The organism is Staphylococcus sp. EG-SA-18, assembly GCF_017151825.1.
In the GTDB taxonomy this organism is placed as follows: domain Bacteria; phylum Bacillota; class Bacilli; order Staphylococcales; family Staphylococcaceae; genus Staphylococcus; species Staphylococcus aureus.
Window position 1 is genome coordinate 1 of sequence record NZ_JACYVY010000039.1, and the last position, 15,819, is coordinate 15,819.

At 33.2% G+C, this 15,819-nt stretch carries 16 protein-coding genes and 1 riboswitch; of the genes, 4 read left to right on the forward strand and 12 right to left on the reverse strand.

The window, feature by feature from the left end; all coding sequences use genetic code 11:
* Window positions 1-103 precede the first annotated feature (103 nt).
* The 3 genes from IDG66_RS09520 to IDG66_RS09530 are packed head-to-tail and all read right to left on the reverse strand — an operon-like array spanning window position 104 to window position 2,189.
* Window positions 104-1,240 carry a toxic anion resistance protein gene (locus IDG66_RS09520; RefSeq protein WP_000138403.1) on the reverse strand — a complete coding sequence of 379 codons (1,137 nt, stop codon included), beginning with the start codon at window positions 1,238-1,240 and terminating at the stop codon, window positions 104-106.
* A 31-nt stretch (window positions 1,241-1,271) separates the two neighbouring features.
* Complete coding sequence (locus IDG66_RS09525) at window positions 1,272-1,901, reverse strand: 5-bromo-4-chloroindolyl phosphate hydrolysis family protein (protein WP_103143678.1); 630 nt, start codon at window positions 1,899-1,901, stop codon at window positions 1,272-1,274.
* An 18-nt stretch (window positions 1,902-1,919) separates the two neighbouring features.
* Entirely contained in the window at window positions 1,920-2,189 is a 270-nt protein-coding gene (locus IDG66_RS09530; RefSeq protein ID WP_001215907.1) for an acylphosphatase, read from the reverse strand.
* A gap of 162 nt (window positions 2,190-2,351) precedes the next feature.
* Between IDG66_RS09530 and msaA the strand changes: the two genes are divergently transcribed.
* From msaA to msaC, 3 genes are all read left to right on the forward strand, one after another.
* Window positions 2,352-2,660 (forward strand): regulatory protein MsaA, encoded by a 309-nt coding sequence (gene msaA / locus IDG66_RS09535; RefSeq protein WP_000269923.1) that lies wholly within the window; start codon window positions 2,352-2,354, stop codon window positions 2,658-2,660.
* A gap of 170 nt (window positions 2,661-2,830) precedes the next feature.
* Window positions 2,831-3,031 carry a cold shock protein CspA gene (cspA, locus tag IDG66_RS09540; RefSeq protein WP_000809131.1) on the forward strand — a complete coding sequence of 67 codons (201 nt, stop codon included), beginning with the start codon at window positions 2,831-2,833 and terminating at the stop codon, window positions 3,029-3,031.
* A 196-nt stretch (window positions 3,032-3,227) separates the two neighbouring features.
* The gene (gene msaC / locus IDG66_RS09545; RefSeq protein ID WP_000876201.1) at window positions 3,228-3,629 is read left to right on the forward strand and encodes a sarA expression modulator MsaC; all 402 of its coding nucleotides are present in this window, start codon (window positions 3,228-3,230) and stop codon (window positions 3,627-3,629) included.
* A gap of 239 nt (window positions 3,630-3,868) precedes the next feature.
* On the opposite strand, the gene lysA is transcribed toward msaC, so the two are convergent.
* The 9 genes from lysA to IDG66_RS09590 all read right to left on the reverse strand — a co-directional run bounded on the left by lysA (window position 3,869) and on the right by IDG66_RS09590 (window position 14,588).
* A complete protein-coding gene (gene lysA, locus IDG66_RS09550; protein WP_000216946.1) occupies window positions 3,869-5,134 on the reverse strand; it encodes a diaminopimelate decarboxylase in 1,266 nt (421 codons plus the stop codon).
* The gene (locus tag IDG66_RS09555; RefSeq protein WP_000127607.1) at window positions 5,124-6,209 is read right to left on the reverse strand and encodes an alanine racemase; all 1,086 of its coding nucleotides are present in this window, start codon (window positions 6,207-6,209) and stop codon (window positions 5,124-5,126) included. Before IDG66_RS09555 ends, lysA begins: the two co-directional genes overlap by 11 nt.
* 4 nt (window positions 6,210-6,213) lie before the next feature.
* The gene (locus tag IDG66_RS09560) at window positions 6,214-7,365 is read right to left on the reverse strand and encodes an amidohydrolase (protein ID WP_001003793.1); all 1,152 of its coding nucleotides are present in this window, start codon (window positions 7,363-7,365) and stop codon (window positions 6,214-6,216) included.
* A gap of 142 nt (window positions 7,366-7,507) precedes the next feature.
* Window positions 7,508-8,227: a 2,3,4,5-tetrahydropyridine-2,6-dicarboxylate N-acetyltransferase gene (gene dapD, locus IDG66_RS09565; protein WP_000249839.1), complete on the reverse strand. Its 720-nt coding sequence runs from the start codon at window positions 8,225-8,227 to the stop codon at window positions 7,508-7,510.
* Window positions 8,228-8,253: 26 nt separating this feature from the next.
* On the reverse strand, window positions 8,254-8,976 hold the full coding sequence (gene dapB / locus IDG66_RS09570; RefSeq protein ID WP_000698229.1) for a 4-hydroxy-tetrahydrodipicolinate reductase: 723 nt from the start codon (window positions 8,974-8,976) through the stop codon (window positions 8,254-8,256).
* Entirely contained in the window at window positions 8,973-9,860 is an 888-nt protein-coding gene (gene dapA, locus IDG66_RS09575) for a 4-hydroxy-tetrahydrodipicolinate synthase (protein ID WP_000149256.1), read from the reverse strand. Before dapA ends, dapB begins: the two co-directional genes overlap by 4 nt.
* A 1-nt stretch (window position 9,861) precedes the next feature.
* Complete coding sequence (locus tag IDG66_RS09580) at window positions 9,862-10,851, reverse strand: aspartate-semialdehyde dehydrogenase (RefSeq protein ID WP_000163540.1); 990 nt, start codon at window positions 10,849-10,851, stop codon at window positions 9,862-9,864.
* A gap of 63 nt (window positions 10,852-10,914) precedes the next feature.
* Window positions 10,915-12,120 (reverse strand): aspartate kinase, encoded by a 1,206-nt coding sequence (locus tag IDG66_RS09585; protein ID WP_103143677.1) that lies wholly within the window; start codon window positions 12,118-12,120, stop codon window positions 10,915-10,917.
* Window positions 12,121-12,201: 81 nt separating this feature from the next.
* Window positions 12,202-12,377: riboswitch (Lysine riboswitch) on the reverse strand.
* 609 nt (window positions 12,378-12,986) lie between these two features.
* Window positions 12,987-14,588, reverse strand: coding sequence for an ABC-F family ATP-binding cassette domain-containing protein (locus IDG66_RS09590; protein ID WP_000942300.1), 1,602 nt, complete (start codon window positions 14,586-14,588; stop codon window positions 12,987-12,989).
* 146 nt (window positions 14,589-14,734) lie between these two features.
* On the opposite strand from IDG66_RS09590, the gene cvfB reads away from it, so the two are divergent.
* Entirely contained in the window at window positions 14,735-15,637 is a 903-nt protein-coding gene (gene cvfB / locus IDG66_RS09595; RefSeq protein ID WP_001162354.1) for an RNA-binding virulence regulatory protein CvfB, read from the forward strand.
* Window positions 15,638-15,819 lie beyond the last annotated feature (182 nt).

Genomic DNA, 15,819 nt, shown 5'->3' on the forward strand with positions numbered 1-15,819 from the left:
GATTTCTATCAAATAAATAATAGAAATCAGCTTTTTTACATTGCCTAAGAACTTTAAGGAACTTAATGTCCCAAGCTCTTTTTTGTTATATCTAATTCGTAATTTATGATTGTTTATTCGTTCCTTTGATGTTCACTAAATGTGACTTTAAATCTTGTTCTAATTGTTGTAATTCTTTTTCAGCTAATTGTCGTTCTTCGCGACCGTGTTGTTGAATAATTAATGTTTCTTCAATTGTCTCAATAATGTTACGCTGTGTACGTTTCAATGTATCAAGGTCAACAATGCCACGCTCATTTTCTGTTGCAGTTTCAATCGCATTTTGTTTCAACATTTCAGCATTTGCTGTTAATAAATCATTAGTTGTATCAGTGACAGCTCGTTGTGCAGCAACTGCATTACGCTGTCTCATTAATGTAAGCGCAATGGCCATTTGATTTTTCCATAGTGGAATACTTGTCAAAATTGAACTTTGTATCTTCTCGGCAAGTGCTTGATTAACATTTTGAATCATACGAATTTGTGGCGCAGTTTGCAAAGCTATTTGTCTTGAAAGCTGTAAGTCATATATGCGTTTATCTAGTCTATCTATAAATTGCTGCATATCTGCAACATGTTGAATATCCATTTGATTAGTGGATTGCTGCGCTTGCTGTTGCAATTGTGGTAGCTTTTCATTTTCTAATTGCAACTTTTTTTGCTGTGCAGCAATGATATGCAATGATAAGTCATCAAAGTATTGTTTGTTTTTATCATATAGCGTATCTAATAATTCAATATCTCTTGTTAAATGTGTTTGATGTTTCTGCAGTTGAATCGTTATGCGATCGACTTGAGCACTAACTGATTGCATTCTTGAAAAGATTTCATTGATAGACGACTTTGCTCTGCTAAAAATTCTTTTTAACATAGATGGTTTATCAGTATTTAACTCATTTGGATTAACTGACTTTAGTTTTGATATTAGATCTGACAAAGTATCTCCAATAGGACCAACATCTTTACTTTGTACTTCATCCAACATTTGATGTGAAAATTGAGACATTTGTTTCTGTAAATCAGAACCAAACGCTAATAAACCTTCATTGTCTAAAGGGTTAATTTGTTTACTGATTGTGTCTACCTGTTTTTGTTGTTCAATTGTTAACTTTTCTTTTTGAATAGTAGTATTCGATAATTCTTTATCGCTTATAAAATCATCTAGTGGATGGCTTTCTTTGAAACTTTTATTTTCAGTCATCAATCATCTCTCCAATAGTTGCTATTTTACATCAATCTTGATGATGTTTTTGATGTAACTTATTTAATTCCATTTCAATATCTAAACGTTCATAATCATCTTCGTTGAGACGCTTTAAATCAGCGATTAATGTTCGTTTGACCTCATCCAAAGTAATTCGTGTTTGTTCTAACTTTTGCTGTTCATTAATTGATTTTTTGGGCATTTTTGCTAGACGTGTATATGCATCAACCAAATTTAAAGCATTATCAATATGAGAATAAAAAAAGTCTTCAACTTTATAAAATGATGCAGGTCTCTGTCTAACTGTCGTATAAATAGAACGTGAAATTTGGTATATATCATTAATCTGCCTAAAATCTTTAATTGATCTTATATTGACATACGTTTTTAAAATACCTCTAAGTTTTTGGTGTGTATGATTTAACTGATTTCGAATATAGCGATAGTCTTTTCTAGTCAAACCAATTTCGTTTAAATATTTGCGTGAAGTGAGTTTTTGTATCGGTAGGTATGTCATTAAAAAGCCAACAATACCAATAGACATATCAATTAAAAAAGATACATCAAGTGCAATCATCCCAAATATGCTTGTTAAAAACGCTACAGGAATTCCCACTAACACCCCAAATATATGAGAAATATTATATCTCACTGTCATCTTCCTTTATTTAGCATTTTATATTGATCGAAAATCCGATAATTTTTGATTTAGTTCTAACTCTTCAAGTTGATGGCTTGTTACATTTGATGCTGGTGAGGCACCTTCAATTACACCTTGAATAAATCTCTCTATATCTGCGTCATCCCCTTGTGCATATATCTCTACATAGTCATCTACATTTTGAACAGTACCGACAATGTTATAGTTCATTGCAATGCGTTGTGTAAAATATCTAAATCCGACGCCTTGAACGCGTCCGAATACTTGTAAATGTATATGTCTCATTTTTACCACCTCATAATGTTATTATACGTAGTTTTACTTAAAAAAACTAATAATTACTATAGTTACTACTTTGTTTGTTTCAAGTCGTCAAACTTGATTTTCAGAGGATAAAGGTATAAAAATAAGTATAGAGTTTTTGAAGTATGGAAGGGGTCTTTAATAATGTGGACAGTTACCAAAATTAGAGCCGATTATGAGGGATGGTGGTTATTCAGTGACTGGCCAGAAAACATTGTTGAAAAATATCAATATCAAGATTTTGATGACATGTTTAAGCACTATCAACAATTGATTAATCAATGTAAAGTTCAGTTCGATAATTATGTCACAGGCAAATATAATATTTATGCATTTTATAATAATTGTGACATGAACTATTGCGAAGATTGTGAAGAGGATTTACAAATATTTTATAGTTTCATTGTTTTACAAAATAATGAAGTATATTATAAACTACCAATAATTGATTAAATGAATATTTTTTATTATTGTATTGCAATTTGGTAATAACTGCACTATAATACAAGTTAAGCAGATGATTATTCCATATTGCAAAGAATATTTGAGTGAAATTTGCATGTATTTTTTGTAATATGCGAATAAGCATATTGAATGAATTTTAGTCTTGGAGGTTTCAGATTATGAAACAAGGTACAGTTAAATGGTTTAACGCTGAAAAAGGATTCGGCTTTATCGAAGTTGAAGGAGAAAATGACGTATTCGTACATTTTTCAGCAATTAACCAAGATGGTTACAAATCATTAGAAGAAGGTCAAGCTGTTGAGTTTGAAGTAGTTGAAGGCGACCGCGGTCCACAAGCTGCAAACGTTGTTAAACTATAATTCTTAGATTTGAATCATTGATTTTAACTAACACCTTACCAAGAAGTAAGGTGTTTTTATATGCTTATTACAAATACTTAACGCGATGAGTTTCTCAGCCAAATTGAGAACTCTTTTTTTATATCACCAACATTGTTTGCAATAGAAAATTATATTTATATAATATAATTATGGTGTACAACGACGAGGTGATTTTATGAAATATCTTATCCTTAGTTTAGTTGCTAATTTATTAGTTTTCGGTGTATTATCTGCAATTGGATTAAATATTAATATTTTAGCAGCAATGATGATTGTATTAGTGATTCCGATAATGATTTCTGGGATATTATTTTTCAAAACTAATATTGATAAAACATACATATTTTTTAACATCATATTTATCGACTTTTATTACTATATTTACAATGTACATTTAATGACTTTGCCAAAGTTTAATAATTATATTAAAGCAGAGATGATGGAATTAGAAGATATTGATGTATTAATTACAAGTAAAGATTTTGGATTTGATGAAATTCTGTTTTATACATTATATTTGTTGTTAATTCTTATCGTTTTATATTATTTGAAAAAGCAAGTAAAGCATAAAATCTAATTTCATGATGCTTGTTTAAAGTGTGGTATGTATATGATGCTTTAAATTAGTTGAATAGGGCTAACTAAATATAAAGGATTAATGACAAAAAGAAATAAATACTTTCTAACTAAAAATGTGCTGTTCTTCCTTTTTTAGAGTATATGTCCAAGCATGTTTTCTACAGTCATCTATAATGCATAAAAATTCCCCGAGTCACAGTATAATTTTCTGTGCTTCGGGGATTACTTTGTTTATTTTTATTTTGTATCATTAATAATGAGTTGTCTTAACGATTGTCGCTTTATAACTTCACGTGCTTTGCCATCTTTTAAGAAAAACACAGAAGGCTTTTGCATTTGATTGTAATTGGATGCCATAGAGTAATGATATGCACCAGTTGATAATATAGCAAGATAGTCTCCACGTTTGACTGATGAAGGTAATTTAGCGTCTTTAATAATGATATCACCAGACTCACATAATTTTCCAGCTATAGTTACACTGTCATCTGCTTCTTCATTTCTATTAACAAGCAATGCTTGATACTTTGCGTCATAAAGTGCAGTTCTGATATGATCACTCATACCGCCATCGATTGAAACATATTTATTAATCTCTGGAATTTCTTTAATGGTTCCAACTTCATATAAAGTAACGCCAGCTTCACCTACAATTGATCGTCCCGGTTCAATACCTATTTCTGGTGCATCTATACCTAGAACTTTAATTTCGGATTTTATTGCGTCTGTAATATCTTTAATACCACTTTCGATAGGGAAACTTTCGTCACCTTCAACATATTTAATACCAAAGCCACCACCAAGGTTTAATAATTCAACTTGAATGCCTTGCTCTTTAAGCCAACGTAAAACAATTTTAGCAGTTTCAATAAATGCTTCTGTACCTTCAATCTGTGAACCAATATGACAATGTACACCTTTTAATTTTAAGTGTTTAGATTGTTGGACTTTGTCAATTGCTTTTTTAGCTAAGCCATATTGAATTGATAATCCAAACTTACTATCTTCTTGCCCAGTTTGAATAAATTCGTGTGTATGTGCTTCAACACCTGGATTAACTCGTAATACAACTTGCACCGTATCATTAGCATAGCGGTCTATTAATTCAATTTCTTCTAATGAATCTATAACAAAATAACCGATATTATTTTCTAAAGCATACCTAATTTCATGTTTCGTTTTATTGTTACCATGGAAATGGATGCGACTCGGTTCAAAACCTGCTTCTAAAGCTGTATATAATTCACCTTCAGAAACAACATCTAACTGTAAATCTTCCTCAGCTACAAGTTTGACCATTTGAATGCAAGTAAATGCCTTTGAGGCGTATGAAATATTGTATTTTAATCCACTATCTTTAAATGCGCGATGGTAACGGCGCATCTGTTCTCTAATTTGTAGTTCATCATAAACAATGGTAGGTGTACCAAAGCTTTGCGCAATCGTTTTTAAACTAATACCATCCATTGTTAATTCGCCATTTTGATTATATTTAACAGTCATTTGAAATGTACTCCTTTTTTAAAGAATCATGATTCATAGCACTTAATTGTTCAGAATTTGCACCAACACCTTTAAAGGTATATTCATCGATGCGGATATCATTATTATAAAGAATAACTTCATCTTGTGCATGTACATTGCCATCTACTTCAACAAACATATGGCTCATCATTAATGCACGTATCGGGTAGCGTTTACCATTGATAAGTGCTTCATGTTTAGCACGTGTTCTTAAAATTCCATCGCCATAACCGATATCAACTACAGCTAATTTTGTATTGTTTTTAGTCACTTCAAAGGCAAAGCTATAACCGCAATAATCACCAGCTTGTACTTCGCGCACTTGAATAACATGTGCTTTTACAGTTAATGACTGAACTATATCATGTTGATTCAGTGAACTATATGGTCTTGAACCGTATAACGCAATACCTACACGTGCATGTGTATGGTGGGGTAGTAATATTTGTCCTTCCCGATAAAAACTCGCACTATTTTGAGCATGGATTAGGTCGAACTGATAACCTTCAGATAAAAGTGCTTCAACAATTTCCATCCATTGTGAACGTTCAACATTATAATCTGACACATCGAATTCATCAGCATATCCAAAATGGGTCCATAAACCACTAATAATCATTTTTGCATTTTGATTATGATGGTGATCTTTCAATACTTCTTTAATTTCGTTTAAATCTTTAAATCCAGACCGATGTAATAAATTTTCAAATTCTAAGTGAACATGAATACCTGCTAAATCATTTTTATGGTTATAGTAATATGTCAACGACGGCAAAGTCATGTGTATTTGATGTTCACGGACTAAATCAAACTCGTAAACTGCATTCATTAAAAAGATTGTTGCATCTGGAACAAGTTGTCTAATTTGAATTGCTTCTCGTAGTGATGTTGTGCTAAATGTATCTATACCTGCATGGATAAACTGAGTTACAGCAAATTCTAGGTCATAGTGATATGCATTATTTTTAACAACTGCCATTAATGGCTGATTGTTTTTGACTGTGATTGCATTTTGTAAAAATATTTTCTTATTTACAGACCATGTTGCTGTCAATGTATTACACCTCTTTGTAATTATTTAATAAATTTTCGTAAAAATTAACCACGTTTATTAACACTTTTTCATCAAAATTTAAATGTGATGTGTGCAAACCAGTTACAAAACCTTTATCTTCATTTCGTGTTCCTATAAAAACAAAGTAAGCTGGAGCTAGTTGTTGACCATAAAAACTAAAATCTTCCCCAAATAAGAATGGCGTTGGTTTGTCATAGACATTTAAATCAGCTTTTATTAAGGCGTCCTCTATTTGAGTACGTAATTTCGGACTATTGATTGTAGGGGGATAACCTTCTGCAAATTTAACTTCACAATCTACATTAAACAGAAGCTTGACACTTTCTGCTATCTTGTGCATTTGATTTTTAACGATTGTTAAATCATCAATATCATATGTACGAATTGTACCTTCTAAATAACCATTACTTGGTACAGTGTTAATCGCTTCACCAGCTTTAAAATGACCAATATGAACAATATTTCGTTTCAAACCGTTAAGGTGAAATTGTTGAATTTGTGATATTTGAGTTAATACATGTTGTAATGCTTCACCACAAGAATGACCTTGTTCTTTATCAGCAACATGACTTGACAGGCCTGTTAAGAAAAAGCGATACTCTGTTGCGCTGGCCGTAATTTCTTCATCTCTTATCACTGCAATGCCTTCATCAGCAAATGGGTTAACATGAATACCAAATACCGCTTCAATTGGATACTTATCAAAGGCACCGGCTTTTATTAATCGATTTGCACCGCCACCAGTTTCTTCTGCAGGTTGGAAAATGAAAACGACATTTTGCGGTAATTGACCTGCGTCTTGCATGTCTTTGCAACGTTGTACAAAAAGCATTAATGCAGTTGTATGACCATCATGTCCACAAGCATGCATCACATGATCAGATTGACTGCGATAAGGCACATCATTTTCCTCTAAAATAGGTAAGGCATCAATATCAGCTCTATACGCTATCGTATGTGAGCCATTACCTTCTAAGTATGCAATGACGCCAGTTTCCAATGGGCAATCGTATTTAATATTTAAACTATCTAAAAACGCTTTAATATAAGCAGTTGTTTCAAATTCATGTAAGCTTAATTCAGGATGTTGATGTAAATGACGGCGATGTTTCGTAACAAATTCTAATTCATTCATAATTATCAATCCTTTGTGTTAAATTACTATATAAATAGTGTAACGTATTTCGAAATTTGTGATCATAAGTTTATTCAATGATAAACAATAAGGTTGAGACATAATCGTATCTCAACCTTGAAATTATTATACGTTGACGTCACTAGTCATTCAGTTTTCTTAATGCTGCTACAATCTCTTTTTTAGTATCTTGTACTTCAGAAGCTTGCTTAATCACTTTTGCAGGTGTACCAGCAACAACTGCACCAGCTGGTACATCTTGTGTCACAATCGCGCCAGCTGCAACAATAGCACCTTTACCAACACGTACACCTTCTAAAATAACTGCATTTGCACCGATTAATACATCATCCTCGATTATAACCGGTGATGCACTAGGGGGTTCAATCACACCTGCTAATACTGCGCCAGCCCCTACATGTACATTTTTACCAGTTGTAGCACGACCACCGAGAGTAGCATTCATATCAATCATTGTACCTTCGCCAACGACTGCGCCAATATTAATTGTTGCGCCCATCATAACGACAGCACCATCTTCAATAATGGCTTGTTCTCTAATAAACGCACCTGGTTCAATTCGTGCATTCGTATTTGTTAAGTCTTTTAATGGAATGGCAGAATTGCGACGATCCATTTCAATTTCTATATCTTCGAATTGACTACCATATGCTTCGTAAAAAGGTTTCCAATCATCCGCTTCACAAAAGATTACTTTAGATTGTTCTGAACCAAATACTTTAAAACTTTCTGGATATGTGATGCCTTCAAAATTACCATTTAAATATACTTTTATTGGTGTAGACTTTTTAGCATCACTTATATATTGAATAATTTCTTCAGCTGTTAAATGTTGTACCATAAAATAATCAATCTCCTTTAATATGTTTATAAGTTGTCAAACGTATAAAAGCCGTTTGGTTTATTAACTAAGCGTTCTGCTGCTTGTATTGCACCATTCGCAAAAATATCTTTTGATTGTGCACGATGCGTGATTTGAATCGTTTCATCAGTGCCAGCAAATAGAACTTCATGTTCACCGACAATCGTACCTCCACGAATAGAATGTATACCAATATCTTGTGGCTGGCGTTTTTCATTTAATTCATGTCTATCATACACAGGTGTTACATTTTCTTTCAAAGATACGATCACATCATACAATTTTTCTAACGTACCACTTGGTGCATCTACTTTTTTATTATGATGTGCCTCAGTTAATTCGATGTCGAATTCATCAAGTAGGGGAACAGCAGCTGCTAAAATTTTAGTCAGTGCATGAACGCCATAACTCATGTTCGCGCTGAAAAATACAGGTATATTTTGACTCAATTCATCTAACTTATTAAGTAGTTTTTCTTTCTCGCCAGTTGTTGCCACAACTAATGGCAAATGAAACTCTTCATCTAATAAAGGGAAAAGCAGATTTGGATTTGAAAAATCTATTGCAACATCGGCATCTTTAACATCTGCAATATGTTGATATTGTTGATATGGCGTTGTTGCTTTCGGTGTATTTTCAATGACCCCAACGATTTCATGTCCTTTTTCTTCTGCTAATCTAGCAACGCGTTGATTCATTGCACCATAGCCAATTAGTAATATTTTCACTCATTTTCACCCGCTTTAAATGTGTCATATGCTTCACGAAGCACTTTAGTATCTGTATCTTCTAGGCTAACCAATGGTAAACGTAATTCATAATTTCCAAATCCTAAATAACTTGTTAAAGCTTTAATAGGAATTGGGTTAATATCAACTGATAGGGCTGATAACAGTGTGCCGATTGGTTTAAATTGATCTTGAATATCTAATCCACTTTGTTGAGCATCGTATAACGCTTGAAATTCTTTAGGAATGACATTGGCAATAACAGAGATAACCCCTTGACCGCCACGTTGATAGTATTCAACGACGTTGTCATCATTGCCACTATATAATGCAAATGAATTTGTATCAATTCGCTTTTTCACTTCTTCTAAATACTCAAAATCATTCGTAGCATCTTTTAAAGCAACTATATAAGGATGTTGACTTAATATTTCTACAGTTTCTGGTTCAATTGTCATGTTCGTTCTTGAAGGAACATTGTACAGCACGACTGGTAATTTCACAGCATCTGCAATCGCTTCAAAGTGTTTGACTAAACCACGTTGATTCGTTTTGTTGTAGTAGGGCGTAATTAACATAATTGCATCAGCCCCTAAGGCTTTAGCTTGGATTGAAGCTTGGATTGACTTTTCAGTATCATTAGTGCCAGTTCCTGCTATGACAGGAACACGTTTATCTACAAGATCAATAACTGTTTTTAGAATGCGTTCTTTTTCATCTGTTGTTAAAGTAGGGCTCTCAGCAGTAGTTCCATTAACGATGATTGCTTGGGCATTATTTTCTAGTAAAAAATTAACGTGTGTTTTCAAAGCTTCAATATTAATTTTGTTATTTGTAAAAGGGGTTGTAAGTGCAACGCCAACACCCTCAAATAAATGTGTCATTTTAATTCGCTCCTTTTAAACGCATAACTTGTTCCAATACTTGTACAGCATTTAATGCAGCACCTTTTAATAAATTGTCTGATGTACACCATACATGGAAAGTATTTTCTAATGAATCATCTCTACGTATACGGCCAACAAACACTTCATCTTTATTAGTAGAATTGATTGCCATTGGATATTCATTGTTCTCTGGATTGTCTACTAAAACAACGCGGTCATCTTGATCAAATAATGCTTTAATATCTTCTGCAGTCGCTTCTTTTTCAAGCGTTACATCAATTTCAACACTATGACTATCTTGAACAGGCACACGTGCACATGTTGCTGTTACTTTTAAGTCTGGCGCATTTAAAATTTTTCTCGTCTCATCAATCATTTTTTGTTCTTCTTTTGTATATCCGTTTTCTAAAAACACATCAATATGCGGTAACACATTATTATAAATTGGATGTGGATATGCTTCTGGTGCTTTACCATTTACACCTTCAGCTAAATCTTTCTTACCTTTCATCCCTGAACCTGATACAGCTTGATATGTTGTATATGCCACTCGTTTTAAACCATAAGCATCTTGCAATACTTTTAATGGCACAACAGACTGAATCGTAGAGCAGTTTGGATTGGCAATGATACCTCTTGTAAAAGTAGGTTCATTGACTTCCGGAACGATTAAATCAATATCTTCTGCCATACGCCATTGACTTGAATTGTCTATAACGATTGCACCAGCTTTTTCAAAGAGTGGGGCAAAGTGTTCGCTTGTACCGCCACCAGCACTCATTAATACATAATCGAAATGTTCACTTGCACGAGCATCAGTTAATTCTTGAACTGTATATGTTTTTCCTTGAAATTCAACTTCTTTCCCTGCAGAACGTGCTGATGAAAATAATACTAATTCATCGAAAGGAATATCTTTACGATTTAATGTCTCCAACATTTTTGTACCTACTAATCCTGTTGAACCCACAACTGCTAATTTTGTCATAACTTGTCACTCCATTTTATAATAATTTCCAATTTTTAGAATATTTTAACAATCATTTTACCATTAAATGTTAAATGCGTCATATAGTTTTTCCACCGCTTGTTGCCCATTAAAATCATCAATGACGTATGAAATACTTATTTCAGAAGTTGTTGTTTGGTAGAAAGGTATATTATTTTCAATTAATGTCAAAAATGCTTTTGATGCCACACCTGACATATCACGCATGCCTGAGCCAATTAATGAAATTTTGACATAATGCTCATTGATTTTATAAGCTAATGCTTCATATTGATTCTTTAATGTTTCAAGAATCATAGAAATTTGATGAAAATCACTATCTTTAATCGTGAAGGATAGTTGTAGTCCATCCAAGTTGACGATTTGTGAAATCATATCAACATTTACAGCACCTTCTTCAAGTTCCGTAAATAGTTGGGTAAGTAGCTGATTGTCAGTTAGGGGATAACTAATTGTTACATGCATCATATGTTTATCCAAAGCCACACCAGCAACTGCTTTTTTCTCTAATATTTCTTCATTTGACATAATCCATGTTCCTTTCACGTTCGATAAAGTTTTTCCTAAATATAAAGGGATATTATAGTTTTTAGCTAATTCAACACTTCTTGTTTCAAGTACACCAGCACCTAAAGCGCTCATTTCCATCATTTCTTCATATGAGACGATGTCTAGTCGTTTAGCTTTTGGTAAAAGTCTTGGGTCAGTGGCATACACACCATCAACGTCGGTATAAATTTCACAAGGTATTTGATTACTAACAGCAAGTGCCACAGCGGTCGTATCAGAACCGCCTCTGCCTAAAGTTGTTAATTCCTGATGTTCATTGATGCCTTGAAATCCAGCAACTACTAAAATATCGTTTTCTTGAAAGGCTTGTTCAAATGTTTGAGGATTAATTTGAGCAATTTTACTTTTTAAATGATGGCCAATGGTTTTAATACCCGCTTGATAGCCAGTCATTGCTTTGGCATTCACACCGATATCATTTAATACCATTGATAAATAAGATACAGTTTGTTGCTCTCCGGTTGTCAATAATAATGCCAGTTCTTGTTGTTTTGGTGCTTTAGTCAAGGTCGATACATTCGTCATTAATTGATCTGTTGTGTTACCCATAGCACTTACAACGACAATTAATTGTTCATCTTGATTGACCCGCTCCTTTAACATTTCAGCGATCCTTTTTATTTTTGTAAAATCACTGACGGATGATCCGCCATATTTCAACACACTTCTTGTTACCATATAATCCTCCTAATTGTTAGGAAGGGCACACAATAATAAAAAAAGAACAAGTTCGGAATGCGAACTTGCTCTTAATCTATATACAAGTGATGCACTCCATTATTTTTAAATAATGACAAACTCTCAGCTCTTAACCAAAAAGTCCAACAAATTATAACTGCTATTATAATCGCTTCGGCATCGCACCCTTTCAAATTTAGCTGTTAGCAGACAGTAATCTAAACTTTACTCATGATTGATGCGCCTCATCAAAATATTATTAAATTGGTATGTGTTCATTATACATATGACAAATATGAATGTAAACCGATAATTTAGATTTTTTGGAATAACCTGAAAATTCAAGTTATAGCGTTGCTTATATTTTAAAAGGTGGTGATAATGAGACTTTTTGAAAAATAAAATTCAAAATACTTATAGCATACTCCATACTCAATATGCACATTAAATAAATGTACTCTTTTAATGCGGTGATAACTGTATTTGTAATTTAGAGAAGGGGTGTTCACTGTGCTGATGTGCTAAAAAATAAAATAAAAAGGACACCTTGATGCTATAAATATTAGCATCGAGACGCCCAGTTAATGTCTATTAAATTGAATATAGTCTCGGACATGAATCAATGCCCTAGGCCCTGCAATGTTATATTGACAGTAGTTGACTGAATGAAAATGACTTTGTAGCTAGCTTTTTTCAATCCTTGTCGGTGCCACACATAGAGAAATTGGATTCCTAATTTCTACAAACAATACAAGTTGCGGAATAAGTCCCAATATAGAAGGTGACAGTAAGCCAACTTACAATAATGTGCAAGTTGGTCGGGCCTCAACACAGAGATTTTCGAAAAGAAATTCTACATATTATGTTTATTTTAAAACGCCGATTTCTTGCAAGTATTCTTCATATGGAATTTCTTTTGAAACGCCGCCTTGTTTATTTAAATCGATAACACGGTTTGCAATCGTGTTGATAAATTCGAAGTCATAAGAAGTAAAGATGATAGAACCTTTAAATGATTTAAGACCATCATTGACAGCAGTAATACTTTCTAAGTCTAAGTGGTTAGTAGGTTCGTCAAGTAAAAGTACATTCGCACTTGATAACATCATTTTACTTAGCATACAACGTACTTTTTCTCCACCTGAAAGCACACTAGCTTTTTTCTTAACTTCTTCACCACTAAATAACATACGACCTAAGAAACCACGTAAAAATGTTTCTGTTTGTTCATCTTCCGGTGCATATTGTCTTAACCAATCTACAAGGTTCATATTAACGCCCTCAAAGAATTCTGAGTTATCTTTAGGGAAGTAACTTAATGATGTTGTTACACCCCATTTATAAGAACCTTCGTCTGGTTCCATTTCACCAGCTAATATTTTAAGTAATGTTGTTTTCGCGATTTCACTATCTCCAATTAAAATTGCTTTATCATTTGGATTCATTGTGAATGAAATGTTATCTAATACTTTTTCACCGTCAATCGTTTTAGAAAGATTTTGAACGATTAATAAGTCATTACCAATCTCACGCTCAGGCGTGAATTTAACGAAAGGATATCTTCTTGATGATGGTTGAATATCATCTAATTCAATTTTCTCAAGTTGTTTTTTACGACTTGTTGCTTGTTTAGATTTAGAAGCGTTAGCTGAGAAACGAGCAATAAAGTCCTGTAACTCTTTCATTTTTTCTTCTTTTTTCTTGTTTTGTTCTTGAGCCATCTTTTGAGCTAACTGACTAGATTGATACCAAAAATCATAGTTACCAACATAAACTTTAATTTTACCAAAGTCTAAATCAGCGATATGTGTACATACGTTATTTAAGAAATGACGGTCATGCGATACTACGATAACAGTATTATCAAAGTTAATTAAGAAATCTTCTAACCAACTGATTGCTGGAATATCGAGACCGTTAGTAGGCTCATCCAGTAATAGTACGTCTGGTTCACCGAATAAACTTTGCGCTAATAATACTTTAATTTTTTGGTTGTTTTCTAATTCAGCCATTTTTTTATCGTGTAAAGTTGGATCGATACCTAAACCAGATAAAAGGTTAGCAGCATCAGCTTCAGCATTCCAACCATTCATTTCTGCAAATTCACCTTCAAGTTCAGCAGCACGGATACCATCTTCATCACTGAAATCTGGCTTCATATAGATTTCATCTTTTTCTTTCATAACCTCATAAAGACGTTCGTGACCTTTAATTACAACATCAAGCACGCGTTCATCTTCATAAGCATAGTGGTCCTGTTTTAAAACAGCTAGACGTTCATTTTTACCTAATGAAACATGTCCTGTTTGAGAATCTAATTCACCAGATAATATTTTTAAGAATGTTGATTTACCTGCACCATTCGCACCAATTAATCCATAACAATTACCTTCTGTAAATTTAATATTTACATCTTCAAATAGTTTACGATCTCCAAAACGTAAACTCACATCAGTTACTTGTAACATGCATTTTCTCCTTTTTTTCATTCGATATTCTAACGGAAGAATTATATCATATTATCGTCACAGTTTCGACCTCATATAAGTTGTAATGATAGAATGACTCACACATGTTATAATAATAAAGAATACAAGAATCGAAGGAGAATAACATGGCATTAGACAAAGATATAGTAGGTTCTATAGAATTCCTTGAAGTAGTAGGGTTACAAGGCTCAACTTACCTTTTAAAAGGACCAAACGGTGAAAACGTAAAGTTAAACCAATCAGAAATGAACGATGATGATGAATTAGAAGTAGGTGAAGAATATAGTTTCTTCATTTATCCAAACCGTTCAGGTGAATTATTTGCAACTCAAAATATGCCTGATATTACGAAAGATAAATATGACTTTGCTAAAGTACTTAAAACGGATCGCGATGGGGCACGTATAGATGTTGGATTACCCCGTGAAGTGTTAGTACCATGGGAAGATTTACCAAAAGTGAAATCACTATGGCCACAACCTGGTGATCATTTGCTAGTCACATTACGAATTGACCGTGAGAATCATATGTATGGAAGATTAGCGAGTGAATCTGTTGTAGAAAATATGTTTACACCTGTACACGACGATAATTTAAAAAACGAAGTCATTGAAGCCAAACCTTACCGCGTATTACGAATTGGTAGCTTTTTATTAAGCGAATCAGGTTACAAAATTTTCGTACATGAATCAGAACGTAAAGCTGAACCAAGATTAGGTGAATCTGTTCAAGTTAGAATTATCGGGCATAATGATAAAGGTGAGTTAAATGGTTCATTTTTACCACTTGCACATGAACGTTTAGACGATGACGGCCAAGTCATCTTTGATTTACTAGTTGAATATGATGGTGAATTACCATTCTGGGACAAATCAAGCCCTGAAGCGATTAAAGAAGTATTCAATATGAGTAAAGGTTCATTCAAACGTGCAATCGGTCACTTATATAAACAGAAGATTATTAATATAGAAACAGGTAAAATCACTTTAACTAAAAAAGGTTGGAGTCGAATGGACTCAAAAGAATAATCATTTTTACACGTGTCGTAGGATGCGTGTTTTTTTATTCAATATTAAATCGGACAGATGAAGTAGTTTTTTAAACATTCCTTTCAAAGTAAAAAATTAAATAATTCAAACGAATAGGCTGGGACATTAAGTTCTTAGGCAATGTAAAAAAGCTGATTTCTATTAATTATTTGATGGAAATT

Coding starts and splice junctions, on each gene's coding strand:
- IDG66_RS09520 (WP_000138403.1), bottom strand. CDS start 1,240: ATGACTGAAAATAAAAGTTTCAAAGAAAGCCATCCACTAGATGATTTT.
- IDG66_RS09525 (WP_103143678.1), bottom strand. CDS start 1,901: ATGACAGTGAGATATAATATTTCTCATATATTTGGGGTGTTAGTGGGA.
- IDG66_RS09530 (WP_001215907.1), bottom strand. CDS start 2,189: ATGAGACATATACATTTACAAGTATTCGGACGCGTTCAAGGCGTCGGA.
- msaA (WP_000269923.1), top strand. CDS start 2,352: ATGTGGACAGTTACCAAAATTAGAGCCGATTATGAGGGATGGTGGTTA.
- cspA (WP_000809131.1), top strand. CDS start 2,831: ATGAAACAAGGTACAGTTAAATGGTTTAACGCTGAAAAAGGATTCGGC.
- msaC (WP_000876201.1), top strand. CDS start 3,228: ATGAAATATCTTATCCTTAGTTTAGTTGCTAATTTATTAGTTTTCGGT.
- lysA (WP_000216946.1), bottom strand. CDS start 5,134: ATGACTGTTAAATATAATCAAAATGGCGAATTAACAATGGATGGTATT.
- IDG66_RS09560 (WP_001003793.1), bottom strand. CDS start 7,365: ATGAATGAATTAGAATTTGTTACGAAACATCGCCGTCATTTACATCAA.
- dapD (WP_000249839.1), bottom strand. CDS start 8,227: ATGGTACAACATTTAACAGCTGAAGAAATTATTCAATATATAAGTGAT.
- dapA (WP_000149256.1), bottom strand. CDS start 9,860: ATGACACATTTATTTGAGGGTGTTGGCGTTGCACTTACAACCCCTTTT.
- IDG66_RS09580 (WP_000163540.1), bottom strand. CDS start 10,851: ATGACAAAATTAGCAGTTGTGGGTTCAACAGGATTAGTAGGTACAAAA.
- IDG66_RS09585 (WP_103143677.1), bottom strand. CDS start 12,120: ATGGTAACAAGAAGTGTGTTGAAATATGGCGGATCATCCGTCAGTGAT.
- IDG66_RS09590 (WP_000942300.1), bottom strand. CDS start 14,588: ATGTTACAAGTAACTGATGTGAGTTTACGTTTTGGAGATCGTAAACTA.
- cvfB (WP_001162354.1), top strand. CDS start 14,735: ATGGCATTAGACAAAGATATAGTAGGTTCTATAGAATTCCTTGAAGTA.